The 16,177-nt window shown below is 38.8% G+C and carries 14 protein-coding genes; 8 read left to right on the top strand and 6 right to left on the bottom strand.

Annotated features, from left to right (window positions below; genetic code table 11):
* Positions 1–300: 300 nt before the first annotated feature.
* The gene (locus BUR11_RS08045; protein WP_234982157.1) at positions 301–1,800 is read left to right on the top strand and encodes a peptide MFS transporter; all 1,500 of its coding nucleotides are present in this window, start codon (positions 301–303) and stop codon (positions 1,798–1,800) included.
* Positions 1,801–1,851: 51 nt separating this feature from the next.
* Here BUR11_RS08045 and BUR11_RS08040 read toward each other — a convergent pair whose 3' ends face one another.
* From BUR11_RS08040 to tyrS, 3 genes are all read right to left on the bottom strand, one after another.
* Positions 1,852–3,273, bottom strand: coding sequence for an amidohydrolase family protein (locus BUR11_RS08040; protein ID WP_074224319.1), 1,422 nt, complete (start codon positions 3,271–3,273; stop codon positions 1,852–1,854).
* Positions 3,274–3,276: 3 nt separating this feature from the next.
* Entirely contained in the window at positions 3,277–3,975 is a 699-nt protein-coding gene (locus tag BUR11_RS08035; RefSeq protein ID WP_074224318.1) for a TetR/AcrR family transcriptional regulator, read from the bottom strand.
* A gap of 151 nt (positions 3,976–4,126) precedes the next feature.
* Entirely contained in the window at positions 4,127–5,419 is a 1,293-nt protein-coding gene (gene tyrS / locus BUR11_RS08030) for a tyrosine--tRNA ligase (protein WP_074225173.1), read from the bottom strand.
* Between the two features lie 191 nt (positions 5,420–5,610).
* Between tyrS and BUR11_RS08025 the strand changes: the two genes are divergently transcribed.
* Positions 5,611–8,844, top strand: a complete 3,234-nt coding sequence (locus tag BUR11_RS08025; RefSeq protein WP_074224317.1) for a S41 family peptidase — start codon at positions 5,611–5,613, stop codon at positions 8,842–8,844.
* A gap of 68 nt (positions 8,845–8,912) precedes the next feature.
* Here BUR11_RS08025 and BUR11_RS08020 read toward each other — a convergent pair whose 3' ends face one another.
* On the bottom strand, positions 8,913–9,242 hold the full coding sequence (locus tag BUR11_RS08020) for a BlaI/MecI/CopY family transcriptional regulator (protein WP_074224316.1): 330 nt from the start codon (positions 9,240–9,242) through the stop codon (positions 8,913–8,915).
* Between the two features lie 174 nt (positions 9,243–9,416).
* Positions 9,417–10,166, bottom strand: coding sequence for an acyl-CoA desaturase (locus BUR11_RS08015; protein WP_074224315.1), 750 nt, complete (start codon positions 10,164–10,166; stop codon positions 9,417–9,419).
* 142 nt (positions 10,167–10,308) lie between these two features.
* Between BUR11_RS08015 and BUR11_RS08010 the strand changes: the two genes are divergently transcribed.
* On the top strand, positions 10,309–10,674 hold the full coding sequence (locus BUR11_RS08010; protein ID WP_074224314.1) for a phage holin family protein: 366 nt from the start codon (positions 10,309–10,311) through the stop codon (positions 10,672–10,674).
* On the opposite strand, the gene BUR11_RS08005 is transcribed toward BUR11_RS08010, so the two are convergent.
* On the bottom strand, positions 10,663–11,094 hold the full coding sequence (locus BUR11_RS08005) for an AlbA family DNA-binding domain-containing protein (protein ID WP_074224313.1): 432 nt from the start codon (positions 11,092–11,094) through the stop codon (positions 10,663–10,665). The two genes, BUR11_RS08010 and BUR11_RS08005, sit on opposite strands and share 12 nt — an antisense overlap.
* Before the next feature lie 96 nt (positions 11,095–11,190).
* Here BUR11_RS08005 and BUR11_RS08000 point away from each other — a divergent pair, with 96 nt between their 5' ends.
* The 5 genes from BUR11_RS08000 (at position 11,191) to BUR11_RS07980 (ending at position 16,145) form a co-directional block, all read left to right on the top strand.
* Positions 11,191–11,757: a hypothetical protein gene (locus BUR11_RS08000; protein WP_074224312.1), complete on the top strand. Its 567-nt coding sequence runs from the start codon at positions 11,191–11,193 to the stop codon at positions 11,755–11,757.
* A 57-nt stretch (positions 11,758–11,814) separates the two neighbouring features.
* Positions 11,815–12,717, top strand: a complete 903-nt coding sequence (locus BUR11_RS07995; RefSeq protein WP_074224311.1) for a histone deacetylase family protein — start codon at positions 11,815–11,817, stop codon at positions 12,715–12,717.
* A gap of 97 nt (positions 12,718–12,814) precedes the next feature.
* Positions 12,815–13,414 (top strand): OmpH family outer membrane protein, encoded by a 600-nt coding sequence (locus BUR11_RS07990; protein ID WP_074224310.1) that lies wholly within the window; start codon positions 12,815–12,817, stop codon positions 13,412–13,414.
* Between the two features lie 98 nt (positions 13,415–13,512).
* Positions 13,513–14,484 carry a deoxyhypusine synthase family protein gene (locus tag BUR11_RS07985; protein ID WP_074224309.1) on the top strand — a complete coding sequence of 324 codons (972 nt, stop codon included), beginning with the start codon at positions 13,513–13,515 and terminating at the stop codon, positions 14,482–14,484.
* Positions 14,485–14,486: 2 nt separating this feature from the next.
* Positions 14,487–16,145: an OmpA family protein gene (locus BUR11_RS07980; protein WP_074224308.1), complete on the top strand. Its 1,659-nt coding sequence runs from the start codon at positions 14,487–14,489 to the stop codon at positions 16,143–16,145.
* The last annotated feature ends 32 nt before the right edge of the window (positions 16,146–16,177 follow it).

The following is a 16,177-nucleotide window of genomic DNA, read 5'->3' as shown; positions in this document are numbered from 1 at the left end:
GCAAAAGGCTTTTAATAAAAGCAATAAAAACCGCGAAATTTGGCTTTTCAATCGATTACGAAGAAAAAACAGTACTAAATTTGGTGAAGAATGAATACTCTTTTATTTTGGCAAGAAAAGCCTCTTTTTTTTTCTTAATGCACTGGTTTTGAATCACCCATTGTATAAAGATTCTTGGTAAAAAGACATAAAATCGGTTATCATTGTAAATTAAATATTCACCCAAATAATTAACTCTTGGAAAAACAACTAACTCCGGAATTTGAAGGGCCAACAGTTTTTGGTCATCCTAAAGGTCTGATGACTCTTTTCTTTACTGAAATGTGGGAGCGATTTAGCTATTACGGCATGAGAGCATTGCTCATTTTATTCATGACCAAAACAATCGCAGATGGGGGGTTAGGGTTTGATGATACTACATCCGGAGCAATTTATGGTTTGTACACCATGGGGGTCTATTTATTGGCTCTTCCAGGAGGTTGGTTGGCAGATCGACTCTTTGGCCTGAAAAAGTCCGTTTGGTATGGTGGAATCATCATTGCCATTGGTCATTTTATGATGGCTGTGCCTGGAGTGGCAGCCTGGATAAATGGAGCTCATGAAGCCAAAACCGAATTAAGCACCTTGGATACTTCTACCTTCTTTCTTGGATTGATCCTGATTGTATTGGGTACTGGGCTACTAAAGCCAAATATCAGTTCTATTGTAGGTCAATTGTATCCAAAAGGAAGTACCAAGAGGGATGCTGGATTTTCCATTTTCTACATGGGAATTAACTTAGGAGGCTTTATTGCACCGATTGCTTGTGGAACCTTGGCAACCTATGACATGCACCTAGGTTTTGGATTAGCAGGTTTTGGAATGGTTCTAGGCTTAATCCAATACAAATTAACTGCTAAAAATATTGAAGGGTATGGAGAAGCTCCTGTGGTAGAAATACCTTCAGAAGTCGAGCGTCAAAAGAAGCTGAAATCTTCTGTTACATGGATTGGAGTAGGTTTAGTGGCCATTTTGGCCGTGCTATTTATGGGTGTGATTCCTATTAATGTTTCTGCAATCGCTGGAGCTTCCGGAACTGTCATCGCTTTGGTTGCCTTTGGTTATTTAGGTTACGTGATTGCATTTGGAGGATTGAGTAAGATGGATAAGAATAAAGTGGGAGTTATTGCCATCTTGTTTTTGTTTTCAGCCATGTTCTGGTCTGGCTTTGAGCAAGCAGGATCTACCTTGAATTTATTTGGTGAGCGATTCACCGACAGAACTGTATTAGGATGGGAAATCCCGGCCAGTTATTTCCAGTCCATTAACTCACTTTTCATTATCATTTTTGCACCGTTTTTTGGGGCCCTATGGGTTTGGCTTGGAAGAAGAAATTTAGAGCCTAGCTCCCCTTTGAAATTCACCTTTGGATTGTTGTTGTTGGGCTTGGGATTCTTTGTCATGTATTTTGCAGCTAAAATTGCTGCCTCAGGAGAATTAGCGGCTCCTACTTGGTTAATCATGACCTATATGCTTCATACCTTTGGGGAATTGAGTTTATCTCCTGTGGGCTTAAGTTTGGTTACCAAGCTTGCTCCAAATGGATATGGAGGTCAGATGATGGGGATTTGGTTCCTTTCTGTGGCTTTGGGTAACCTAATCGCTGGCCTAATTGCAGGAGAAGCCAGTGGGGGTTCCGAGGAAGCTTTGGCCAATATGCCAGATCAATATTTATTGATTGTATATACGGTGGTAGGATCAGCAGTACTCTTGTTTTTGCTGAAACCTGTCATTAGAAAAATGATGGGGGAGGTCCATTGATTCACTACCTCATTTCATAAAAAAGGGAAGTCCATTTGGACTTCCCTTTCTTTATTTCTCTTTCTCCGCAACCCAAGACTTGATTTCTTTCAACATTTGATCCAATCGATTTCTATCTAGGAGCTTACCATCTTTTACTACATCCTGAATGGATAAGGTCGCTGAAATATCTTCCAAAGGGTTTTCATTCAATAGAATTAAATTTGCTTTTTTGCCAACTTCAACGCTCCCAAACTCCTCTTCCAAACCAAAGTATTCTGGACCATTGATGATTGAAGCTTCTAATGCTTCTCTAGGACTTAGTCCATATTTGACAAGTTGTTGGAGTTCCAGATGAATGGCCAATCCAGGGAAATCATAGGTATTCAAATAACCAGCATCAGTTCCTGCATAAATTTTCATTCCTGATTCTTTGACTAATGGAATTAAATTCGCTGTAGCTTCAAAATTATCCTTCCGATTCTGTTTGTCCTCTGGAGTATCATTGGCCATCCTGTCAATACGCCATTGATAACTCTCTTTCAATTTGGGGCCTAAATATTGTAGGATGGTATCTTCTGCAAAATTGTTTTCATCCAAATAAGCAATATTGGAACTGATCAAAAGGGTAGGGACCACCCCTGTTCCTTGCTGGGCCAATTGCTTAAATTTTTCCAAGGTGATGGAGTCATCTCTACTTTCTGCTTGTAGCTTGGCAGCATCTATTGCACTCATGCTGCCATTTCCACGGGCTTTGCTGATTTCTTCTTCAAATGGAGTAGTCATTCGCATCAAATACCCCAAATGTTCAACCGTCTTTTGTCCCGCTTTTGAAACCTGGTCAATCGTCAAGGCGGTAGGAATATGTCCTGATACACTCCAGCCTCTTTCAGTTGCTTTTTTGACCGCTTCCAGAAAAAGCGCTGGTTTTAAGGTGTTATCCGTAATCTTAATAAAATCTACCTTCAACTTTTCCAAGGAGTCCAAGGCAAGCTCTAATTCTTCTTCAGTTCCAATTTCCAGATCTCCTGGCCAAATGGATTCAATTCCTTCTAGTTTGGGACCTGATGTGAGAATTTTAGGACCAATTCGTTGGCCATTGTTGATTTCATCCCTCCATTTTAAAACCTCTAAACTGATATCTCCAGCTGCATCTCTTACGGTAGTAACCCCAAAAGTTAAATAAAGTGGTAAAAGCTGCTCGTTTTCATCCATGTATTCCGCACCTCCAAAGTGGACATGGTTATCCCAAAGTCCAGGCATAAGATAGTTACCCGCTCCATCTACCTGGGTTTCGCTTTCGTATTTTTGAGATAATTCAATTCCTCCCACTTCCAAAATAGAATCGCCATGGATCGCTACAAATTGGTTTGGAATTGTTTCTCCATTTCTTACATCAATAATGGAGATATTACTGATCAATAGATCTGTTTCTTTTTTGCTTTCGCATGCTGCGAAAGTAAGTGCAGCGAATAGAAAATAATTAAACTTCATGGGTTAGAATAAGGATCCTTGAACTGTGACTGGCTTAACTGCCTGGATGGTACCTCTCAGCATATCTTGTAATAATTTTTGAAATCCAGGTTGCCAATTGGAAGGACTGATTTTGATTTCTTTTCCTTCATATTCAATAGGTCCCATCATCTTTTCATATCCAATGATCATGCTCCAAACAGTGTAGAAAGTGATCTCTGGCTGTAGCTCAGGTCTGATGCTGCCATCTTTGATTCCCTGACTCACCATCATGACACCGATTTTGGCTGGTTCATGGTGGATTTCAAGTAGTTTTTGGAAATGAACTGAATCCAAAATCAATGGATTGATCTGGGCTTTGGTTTCAGGATTATTGTATTTTTTCATTATATCCAGAAAGTTCAAAATCGAATCATAATATACCTGGTTGGCTTTGGCAAAAGCAGGAATCCTCACCACCAATTCGCTGAGCATCTCTAAGCCATTTTTACCTTTGGTTCGATATACTTCCCGGAATTCATCTTTAAATTGATCAAAGGCCTTTTTGGTCAAGGCCATAAAAAGGTCCTCTTTGTTTTTGTAATAAAAATAGGTCAATCCTTTGCTGATCCCTGCAGTCTTTGCCACATCTTCCATTCGAGTAGCTTGAAAGCCCTTGGTAGTAAAAAGGGATACAGCAGCGTCTAAGATTAGTTTTTCCTTATTGGTTTTTTCTCCGGCCATGGGTAAATTTTTAGAGTTCTTTACAAGTAATCAAAGGTATTAAACTCCGGTCAAAAACTCCTGTTTGATTGAATTATATTTTAGGATGAACTCATAAAAAAAGGCCTTAAAATTAATTTTAGGGCCTTTTTAATCTCTGACTGAGGTTCAATTACCTGATTTCCACGATGTAATAATTTTTCTTTCCTTTTTGAACTAGCAAGTATTTTCCTTGCAATAATTCGAAAGAAATTCCTCCATTGGGATCTGCGATTTTCTCTTTATTGATACTTACTCCCCCTCCTTGAATCATTTTTCTTGCTTCTCCTTTAGAGCTGAAGATTACTCCTTGGCTTGGTTCTCCAAAAAGATCTAAAACTGATTCAAGCCCTTCATAGTCACTTTTGCTAATCTGCACCTGAGGCACTCCATCAAAGACTTGAAGGAAGGTTCGTTCATCTAAAGAGGCCAAATCTTCTGTGGAAGATTTTCCGAAAAGGATAGCCGATGCTTTCACCGCCATTTCAAAATCCTCTTCACTATGTACCATGATGGTAACATTCTTGGCGATTTCCTTCTGAAGAATTCTCAAATGAGGAGCTTCTTGATGCTCTTTTTCCAAGCCTTCAATACTTGCTTGGTCCAAAGTGGTGAAGATTCGAATGTATTTAGAGGCGTCTTCGTCCGAGACATTCAGCCAGAATTGGTAGAAAGCATAAGGAGAGGTTTTCTCTGGATCTAACCAAACAGACCCTCCTTCAGTTTTACCGAATTTGGTTCCATCTGCTTTGGTGATCAATGGGACAGTCAATGCATAAGCACTTCCTCCTCCCATTCTTCTGATCAGTTCTGTACCAGTTACAATATTTCCCCACTGATCAGAACCACCTAATTGAATGGAGCAATTTCTGTTTTTCCAAAGATGGTAGAAGTCGTAACCTTGGATTAATTGGTAGCTGAATTCAGTAAAGGAAAGCCCATTCCCGTCTTCCAATCTTCTTTTTACAGAGTCTTTAGACATCATGTAATTTACCGTGATGTGTTTTCCTACATCCCTGATAAACTCCAAAAAGCTAAATTGGGACATCCAGTCGTAGTTGTTAACCAATTCAGCTTTGTTTTCTGTTGCCCCGGAAAAATCCAAAAACTTTGAAAGTTGGGCCTTAATGCAAGATACATTATGGTCTAAAGTATCCTTATTTAAGAGGTTTCGTTCTGCAGATTTAAAGGAAGGGTCACCGATCATTCCTGTCGCACCACCTACCAATGCAAATGGTTTGTGACCAGCTCTTTGGAAATGCAGTAGAGTCATCACTCCAACCAAGTGACCAATATGTAATGAATCTGCAGTTGGGTCGAAGCCAAGATAGGCAGAAGCCATCCCTTTTGATAGGTGTTCTTCTATTTCGGGAGTCATATCCTGAAGCATTCCTCTCCAACGCAATTCTTCTATAAATGAATTCATCGATGTCTTGTGATTTTTTCGAGTCGCAAATATAGCTTTCCAAATGGAAGCATGGAAGCAAAGATCCATTGTTTACCCAATTTTGGAAAAATTGAATTTGTTGAATTTTATATAAATCTTCTTCCAATCAGAATATCCTTCTGAAATTAGACCTTATTTTTCCTTACTTTCAGGCAAACAATACTTTATTTATGAGATCGCTAGTTAGTTCTTTTGTTTCCTTATTATTCATTCTGATTGGAAATCTTTCTTACGCTCAATCTACCCCTCAATGGATGCGCTATCCAGCCATTTCTCCAGACGGTACCCAGATTGCATTTACCTTTAAAGGAGATCTGTACTTAGTATCCAGTGCTGGCGGTAAAGCGCAACAAATCACCTTTCATGAAGCTCATGATTACAAACCTGTTTGGAGTAAGGATGGAAAACAAATTGCTTTTGCATCTGATCGATACGGCAATTTTGATGTTTTTCTTATGGATGCCGCAGGAGGTCCAGCAACCCGCTTGACATACCATTCCAATGATGAACAACCCTATGACTTCAGTGCCGATGACCAGTATGTAATTTTTGGGGCTACCAGAATGGATATTGCTGCACATCGCCAATATCCTACAGGTTCACAGCCTGAATTGTACCAAGTTCCAAGAAAATCAGGTAGAGTTGATCAAATCTGGACGATTCCTGCGGAATATGTCCAGACCAATAGAGATGGCAGCATGATGATTTATCATGATAAAAAAGGAGGGGAGAATGAATGGAGGAAACATCATCAATCTGGCATTGCCCGGGATATTTGGATGTATGATCGTGCTTCCAATTCCCATACCATGCTGACTTCATTTTATGGTGAGGATAGGAATCCTGTTTTCTCCCCAGATGAATCAGAAATCTATTATTTAAGTGAGGCCAATGGAAGTTTCAATGTTTTTTCTATGCCTATTTCGGATCCATCAAAATCCACTGCTCTTACCAATTTTGAGGGCTTCCCAGTTCGTTTCTTAACCATATCCCATTCGGGGCTGATGAGTTTCGGTTACGACGGAGAGCTCTATACCATGACCAAGGGGGGAAGTCCTAAAAAATTGGAAGTGAGTATCCAGACCCAGGCCATTAGTAATCCCGATAATTTTATTGCCATCAATGGAGGAGTAAGGGAGATGGTCATTTCTCCCAGTGGGAAAGAAATTGCATTTATTGCCAGAGGTGAAGTGTTTGTCACTTCAGTAGATGGTGCTCTGACCAAAAGAATTACGAATACTCCAGAACAAGAAAGCTTCTTGGAATTTTCTCCGGATGGAAAATCCGTCATTTATTCAAGTGAGCGAAATGGAAAATGGAGCATCTACCAAAGTAAAAAGGTAAGAGACGAAGAACCTTTTTTCTATGCATCCACACTCTTAACTGAAGAACCTTTAATCAGTCTTGACCAAGATGCCTATGAGGGTAAATTCTCGCCTGATGGAAAGAAAATTGCTTATGTAGAGGGAAGAAGAACCCTGAAAGTAATGGATCTTGCTTCTAAAGAAACAGTGACTTTAATGACTCCGGAAGAACTCTTCCATATGAGGGACGGGGATCAATATTATACTTGGTCTCCAGATAGCAAGTGGTTATTGGCTACCTATAGACCTACCATGGCCAATTCGGAGGTTGTGCTGTTGGATGCAACCGGAGCCCAGAAAATGAAGAATCTAACCAAGAGTGGGTATGGGGATAATTCTGCCACTTGGGTCAATGGAGGAAAACAGATGCTCTGGTTTTCAAATAGAGATGGAATGAGAAGTTATGCCACAAGTGGTAGAAGCCAAGATGATGTTTATTCCATGTTTTTTGATCAAGAGGCCTGGGATAAATTCACAATGTCCAAAGAAGACTTTGATTTGATGAAAGAGATCGAAAAGTCAACTAAAAAAGAGGAGGAAGGAGATAAATCCAAATCTGATAAGAACGAGGATAAAAAAGTGGAAGACATCACATTTGACTGGGAAGGTTTGGAAGAGAGGAAAGCAAGGTTGACCATTCATTCATCCAATCTTGGGGATGCCGTGTTGTCCAAAGATGGAGAGAAGCTGTTTTATTTGACCAGTTTTGAGAAAGGAATGAATCTATGGAGCACTAATCTTCGTACCAAAGAAACCAAACAAGAGATCACCTTGGATGCAAATTATGGAAGCTTGATGTGGGATAAGGACCAGAAGAATTTGTTTTTGTTATCCAATGGAAGCATTTCTAAGATAAACCCTGAATCAATGAAAAAGGAAAATGTGAAGATTGCAGGGGAAATGACTTATGATTCCAATGCCGAACGAGAATATATGTTTGAGCATATTTGGCTTAGAACAAAAGGGATTTTTTATACTCCAGATATGCATGGAGTTGATTGGGATGCAGCAAAGGTAGCTTATGAGAAATATTTGCCTAGCATTGGGAACAGTTATGAATTTGCTGAAATGATTTCAGAGATGATCGGGGAATTGAATGTTTCTCATGCAGGTGCAAGATATTCCAGAAGTATTCCAATGGCAGACGAAACAGCTTCATTAGGAATATTTTGGGATTACGAATTTGATGGGGATGGAGTGAAAATTGAAGAAGTACTAACAGGTGGTCCCTTAGATAAAGCGGATTTGAGCATTAAGCCTGGGATGGTAATTCAAAAAATCGATGGGGTAACAATATCTGCAGATCAGGATTATGCTAAATTCTTAAATAGAAAGGTAGATAAATTCACGCTTTTGGAAATTGTTGATCCTTCAACTGGAAGCAGTCAACAAATTACCATTAAGCCTATTTCGCTACGAGAAGAGAATCAGTTGTTATACAAGCGGTGGGTGAAGAAGAATCAAGAGGAGGTCACTGAGGCGAGTAATGGGAAACTTGGATATGTACATATTCCAGGAATGAGTGATGGGCCTTATAGAAATGTGTATGAAGAAATGATGGGGAAATACCATGATACTGAAGCAGTGATTGTGGATACGAGGTTTAATGGCGGAGGAGATTTAGTAGCTGATTTGGCGATGTTTTTCACAGGTGAAAAGTTTCTTACTTATGCTACAGAAGACCGAGATGTAGGATATGAGCCTACTGCAAGATGGACAAAACCAACCTTGGCAATGTTTAATGAGGCAAACTACTCAGATGGCCATTGCTTTGCTTGTGGATATACCGATTTAGGAATTGGAAAAACAGTAGGAATGCCTACACCGGGTACTTGTTCGTTTGCAGGATGGGAGAGTTTGCCTGATGGAGGCAGATGGGGAGCGGTGCCAATTTCTGCTAAGAACAAAGCGGGTGAGTGGTTAGAAAACAATGAAACCCGGCCTCAATTTGAAGTGAAAAATATGCCTGGAAAAATTGATCAGGGAATTGACCAACAATTAGAAAAGGCGATCGAAGAATTATTAAAAGAAGTAGAGTAGATAATAGTACTTGAACATAAAAAAACCTGGCAAATGCCAGGTTTTTTTTGATTCTTCCTTATTTAGAATTATTGATATTCTTTGGTATTCAATGTTTCGTCATTTTTAAAGAAGTCTGTTAGTTTACCGAAGGAGTTTTCGAAATATCCTTCGAGCATTTTTTTGATGATAAATGTTCTGTATTCGTCTTTTGAAACAATTGGAAAATATTCGTGACTTTTTCCGTAGGACTTGTGACTTACAAAACCTTTTCTTTCCAAAATCCTTACAATGGTGGATACCGTATTGTATGCTGGTTTTGGCTCTGTCATTGCTGCTAGGATGTCTTTAACAAACCCCCTTTCAATGTCCCAGAGGATCTGCATAATCTCCTCTTCTGCTCTAGTTAATGGTTTCATAAAATTTTAGGCGTTAAGTTTTAAATCGTAGAGAAAATTATTCGTTTAGTTTCGTAAAAGCAAACAAATTTTTAGTTAAATTCTATTTTTACTACAAATTAAAGCTTTTTAGTACAAAAAAAACGCTTTAAAAAGTCCAACAAATAAAAGAGCCTCCATTTGGAGGCTCTTTTATTAGGAGGTTCTTAATTTTATGATCTTGGTTGCATGTAGCAGTTTTACGATGGGGTATGTGGGGTCAAATTCATACCATTTGACGGCAAAATTTGGTCTATTAGGTAATTTATGGTGATTGTTTTGGAATAGTTCACCTAACATTAAAACATCTAATAATAAGCTGTTTTTGGATTTGTCATTGTTGTCAAAGTTGGCATATCCGTACTTATGCCCGCTCCAGTTGACAATAGCACCATGTACAGGCCCCATCAAGAAATGAATAGGTAATAAGAAATACATCCACCAATGGGTACCTGGAAGTTCAAAAACAGAAATACAAAGCACATAGATAAGCACGTACAATAATCCCCACGCTACACGGATATACATCGTGTCTGCAAACTTGTCAAATTTATTCCAATCAGGGATATCCTTTGAAAATCGCTCCTCAGGAGTCAGCTTAAAGCTGAAATAATCATTATAAATATTTTTAGTTTTCCACATCATGGTGAATAGGTTTTCGGTATGATGTGGACTATGAGGGTCTTTAGGGGTATCGGAATAAGCGTGATGCATTCTATGAAGAATTGCATAGGCCCGAGGGGATAGGTAGGAACTTCCTTGCCAAATCCAAGTGAATAAATAGAAGAATCGCTCCCAATACTTATTCATTACAAACATTTGGTGAGCGGCGTATCTATGAAGAAAGAAACTCTGGCAGAATAAAGAGAAATACCAGTGTAACAGAAAGAAGATAATAATAATCACTAGCTGTAGGTTTAATTAATTGACTTGCAAATATAAACCTCTCGTGCGTAAAAAAGTTATTTTTTCTCAGTAGAGTTGGAATTGAGCATATGATAAAAATCAGTTTTTGATTTTTTTGAAATAAAATATGTAAAATTAGCTTATGGAAAACTCATCAAAAGCAGGGAATTTTTTAGTAAAAATTATAATAGGTGGAATCTCAGTTTTAATCGCAGAATTCTTATTGCCAGGAATTCATGTGGACTCGGTAATGACAGGATTTATACTGGCGGCCGTCATCATTTTGATTAATTTGACTATTAAACCCATATTGATCATTCTTACTTTGCCTATTACAATATTGACTTTGGGGATTTTTTTACTGGTAATTAATGCAGCCATGCTGCTTTTAGCTGCTGAGATTATTCCGGGATTTTCGGTAGATGGCTTCTGGTGGGCATTGTTTTTTGCAATCGTGCTCAGTATCATCAATTCCCTTTTCGGAAATACTTTGGATTCAAGAAACTAATCTATTTTGGTCTTCTACTCTGATGTATTTTCTCTTGATTCCAGATTTGTCTTCACAATAAATGGTGGGGCCTTCAGATTTTTTCACTTCTACTAATAAGATCCACTTTTCAGAATTGGTCTTCTTGCTTTCCTCATCTTTCCATTGAAAGTCATGCATGGAGATAGATACTTTGGGAGTACAATATTTTTCATTTGCCTGATCGATCATATATCTTTCTTCATTCAAATCAATTCCGATTACCTTCTTTTGATCATTAATGCCAATAACCAAAATTCCTCCTTCAGTGTTGGCCATGGCAGCTAGACTTCTAGCAATTTTAGAAGTTGATGTAACTTTTAGCTTGAAATCCAAAGTTTTATTTTCTGTAGAATTGATTAGATTTTTTACAAATTCTTCGCTAAAGAATGTAGATTTCATTTTATTCGTTTAGATTTTGAACGTATATTAAACATCTATTTAGTACTATTGAGTCAAAATTTGAATAAACTTATTAGTCGATAAAATTTTTATACGATGTCCATAATAAATGCAGGATTTGATCCAGAAAATATTGAAAAGCTCAAGTCTGAGTTAAAGAAGGCAAATAGACCCTACAAGATTATCCCCGATGAAGAAAATTCTGATGAATTTGTAAATTTTTATTTCATAGGAATGTATGAAGGGAAAGAGGTGATTTATGATGCCGCTTTGTATACGTTAAGATTACACCATGCAAGTGAAGTTTATGAAATCGCGGAGCATGAGGCAGCAAAAAAATTCCCGAACTTCAATGGGATATCTTATGAAGAAGATGAAAATGGAAATATGCTGCCATTGACGAGTGAGCAAGAAGAAGTGGGTTGGTTTATCACAGAAATGATTATGGAGATGGAAGAAGAAGAGGCCGTGAAAGTTCAGGAATTTGTTGACATTGATACCCACCATGATTTTGGAATCGGTCTAGACGCAGCTTTGAATGTGGAATTCATAGATGATAAAGTCATCAAAAAGTTCATTAAAGAATTTAATGACGATACCATAACCCTTGACGAGACCATGTATGCTTTTCAATCGGAAGAAGAGGATATTGAAGGGGATTAATCAAATTTGGAAAAAACACTTTCTATTTACGCTTGTTTAAATACAAGCGTTTTTTTTATGCTAAAAATTGCCTATTCAACCATATATGCCCATCCGCTTCCTGCTGGACATCGATTTCCCATGGAGAAATATGCGCTCCTACCACAACAATTGATGTATGAAGGAACAGCTACTGAGGAAAATTTCTTTGATCCAACAGTGTTTGGAGAGGAGGTGATTTTATCCACACATCAACCTGCATATTGGGAAAAGCTGAAGAAGTTGGAATTGACTAAATCCGAGATCCGGAGAACTGGTTTTCCTTTGAGTAAGGAATTGGTGGATAGAGAAGTGAAGATTCTTTCTGGTTCTATCCAATCCGCTCTTTTCGCCAGAGAACATGGCATAGCGATGAATATTGCCGGTGGAACACATCATGCTTACTCTGATCGGGGAGAGGGTTTTTGCTTATTGAATGATTTGGCTGTTACCGCCAATTATTTGATCCGACATCATCATGCTTCGAGGGTATTGATCATTGATCTCGATGTACACCAAGGGAATGGGACAGCTGAGATTTTTCAAAATGTCGAAGAAGTATTTACCTTCAGTATGCATGGACAGTCCAATTACCCTATGCATAAAGAAAAATCAGATTTGGATGTGGGCTTACCAGATAAAATCGAGGACGAGGAATATCTCTACCTTCTTAATACCCACCTAAATCAAATTTTAGAAAGGTTTGAGGCAGACTTCATACTTTATCAATCCGGGGTAGATGTTCTAAAAACAGATAAATTAGGAAAACTTGCATTATCCTTAGATGGGGTAAAGGCCAGGGATCAAATTGTTTTAAAGCTAGCCCACCAAAACGGAATTCCAATCATGTGTTGCATGGGCGGAGGTTATTCTCCTCAGATCAAGGATATTATAGATGCCCATGCACAAGTCTATCGACTAGCTCAGGAAATATTTTTTTGAATCTTTAACTGATTTTAACGCGACCTTCCACTTGAGCCCCTTGCAAAATCAATACTTTCTTTATATTTGCGCCCTTGTCAACTATAACGAATAAAAAGTGAAAAAAGGATTAAAACTGTTCGGTATCCTAGGATTAGCCACAGTACTATTCTACGGATGTAACCAACCTGCTGCTACATCATCTGAGGGTTCTACTCCAGAGACGACTACAGCTAGCGGTGATTTGAAAGTAGCATTTGTCTATACGGATTCTGTGATTAACAAATATGAATACTTTGTAAAGAAGTCTGAAGAGATCACAGAGAAGGGCAAAAAATTTGAAGGGGAGCTTCAAAGCAGAGCTCAAGGATTTGAGCGAGAAGTGGCTAACTTTCAGCAGTCTGCAAATAGTATGACACAGAACCAAGCATTGGCAAAGCAAGATGAACTTGGAAAGAAGCAGCAAAATTTAATGACATACAGAGATAACTTGATGCAGGAGCTTTCTGTAGATGAGGCAAACCTTTACAATGAAGTTTATACTCAGGTTCAGGAATATTTAGATAATTACGCGAAGGAAAATTCTTTGGATGTGATCTTATCCTACACCAGAGGTGGTGCTGTATGGTACGCAAGTGATGCAATGGACGTTACTAAGGCTGTGATTGATGGTTTGAATAAAAAGTACAACAGTACTTCTACTGATTCAGCAAAGTAATAACAGGCACATTTTGATATTTTAAAACCCGGCAAAGCCCGGGTTTTTTTGTGCTGAAATTTTAGGTAATTTTAGGGCTCTAATGAAACTATGAACGAATGAAAATCACGGAATTTTTAAAACACAATTACCGTCATTTTAATGCTGCGGCCTTAATTGATGCTGCGGAAGGATACAAATCCCATCTTGATAACGGTGGTAAAATGATGATTACGCTTGCCGGTGCGATGTCTACTGCTGAATTGGGTATTTCCCTAGCAGAGATGATCCGTCAGGATAAAGTCCAAATTATCACCTGTACAGGAGCCAACTTGGAAGAAGATGTTTTTAACCTGGTTGCGCATGATTATTACGAGAGGATTCCAAATTATCGGGAATTGACACCAGCTCAAGAACAGGATTTGGTAGAGCGTCATATGAACCGTGTTACTGACACTTGTATTCCAGAAATGGAAGCCATGCGGAGAATTGAAAACGTGATTTTGGAAGAATGGGAGAAGGCAGACCAGGCAGGTGAAGCTTATTTTCCACATGAGTTTTTCTATAAAATTTTACTTTCTGGAAAATTGGAACAATATTATCAAATTGATCCAAAGGATAGTTGGTTGTTGGAAGCAGCTAAGAAAAACTTGCCGATTATTGTTCCGGGATGGGAAGATTCTACTTTAGGTAACATGTTTGCTGGCCATGTGATTTCCGGAGACATTAAAAATGTCCATACCGTTAAAACCGGAATTCAGTATATGATTTACCTTGCTGATTGGTATACCAATACCGCAACTGATGAAAGTACCATTGGATTTTTCCAAATTGGCGGGGGAATTGCAGGAGATTTCCCTATTTGCGTGGTTCCGATGTTGCATCAGGATTTGCAAAGAGAGAATGTCCCTCTTTGGGGATATTTCTGTCAGATTTCTGATTCTACCACTTCTTATGGTTCTTATTCTGGAGCTGTTCCAAATGAAAAAATCACTTGGGGCAAATTGGGGATGGAGACACCAAAGTACATTATTGAGTCTGATGCAACCATTGTGGCCCCGCTGGTATTTGCCATCGTTTTGGGTCAATAGTAATGAATAGAAAAATAGAGACATACCTAAAAGCAAGTGGCATGATGCTACTTGCTTTTTGTTTTACTATAGCTACTGGTTTAGCTCAGGAGTTGAAATCTCTTTCGGGTGCCAATAGTCCACAGGATGACCAAAATCCGGTGTGGATTGGAGATAATGTGCTATTGTTTAGTAGAGCTTTTCATCCAAATAATCTCGGAGGGGTGACTGATCCAGGAGATATTTGGATGACCAAAAAGAATGAAAAAGGGGAGTGGGAAGAAGCCATTCACCGGGCCGATTTAAGCACAGATGGCTACGATTTTGCATTGGGCTTGGAAGATGCCTTGACCTTATTGGTCTATCATAAAGGGTCAGGAAGGAATGGAATGTACCAATATTCCAAGTTTGGAACGGATTGGAATTTTTTACGACAGGTAAATTTTCCGGGACTAGAAGACCTTCAGGGACAGCTGCTGGGAAGGGTTGCACAAGGAGGAAAATTAATTTTTTTGTCGGGAAAAAGAACTGACAGCTATGGAAACGAGGATATTTTCGTGAGTGAAAAAACTGGGGTAATAGATTGGTCTATTCCAGTCAACTTAGGATCTGCCATCAATACCAAAGGGCAGGAGATGAGTCCTTATTATAACCCGGAAAAGCAATTGTTGTATTTTTCTTCAAATATGCATGAAGGAGCGGAAGGGAAAGATATTTTTATTGCCAAAAAGACTGGAGATGAATGGAAAGACTGGAGTAAACCGATCAAGTGGGAACAAATCAGTTCTAGAGGCTCGGAAGTATCCGTAACCTTTATTTCTGATACAGAAGTGGTTTGGTCCAGTACCACCAATAGTGATGGTTTTGCTGATTTGATGACTTTTGAGACCATTGTTCCCTTGGAAACCCCTCAAGAATTTTCTCCTGCACCACCTGCCATCTTACCTCCTAAACAGTCAGTTTCCGAAGCGATGCCTGTTGCCAATACCTCGGATTCCATCAGTCCTATTTTCCCTAGAACAGCTATCGGAAAAGCTGAAATACAACTGAGTCAATTGGATAACACGAAGCCTACCGTTGAGGAAAAAGAACCCCCAATAGCTTGGTTGGTAATTGATGCTAAGAATAACAAGCGACTGGATTTTACCATTCTTTTGAAAGAAGGAGAAATAGAAAAGCCTGTCAATAAAATAGATTCCATGTACCTTTCAAATCTCCAATCTAAGGGAGTGGATGAAGTTAAAGTGATGTCTGAAGGGTTCTTTCCTAAGTACCTGAAAATAAGTGATATAAAATCTAATGATAAGACAGTTGTATTAATGACAAAAGTAGAGCCTGGAAGTGTGTTGCTCTTAGATAATGTAAACTTTAAAAGAGGTACCTCTGAATTGGAAGGGGCAGAAACGGTTGCTTCCCTTACAGAGTTGGCCCACTTTCTTGTAGAAAATCCATCTGTAAAAATCAGGATTAATGGGCATACTGATAGTGTGGGTGATCCTGGTTTAAATAAGGGGTTATCGCTAGAGCGAGCTGGCAGCGTGAGAGATTTTTTAGTAGAAAAAGGAGTGGGATTTGAAAATCTAAGGATTTCAGGTTGGGGAGGAACAAGACCGATTGCTTCCAATGCGACAGAAGCTGGACGATCAAAAAATCGAAGAGTTGAATTAGAAGTAATTCAATAAAAAAATGGCTTTGAGGGATTCACTCAAAGCCA

The organism is Algoriphagus halophilus, assembly GCF_900129785.1.
In the GTDB taxonomy this organism is placed as follows: domain Bacteria; phylum Bacteroidota; class Bacteroidia; order Cytophagales; family Cyclobacteriaceae; genus Algoriphagus; species Algoriphagus halophilus.
Note: the sequence above shows the minus strand (reverse complement) of the source record. Positions and strands in the feature narration are given on the sequence as shown.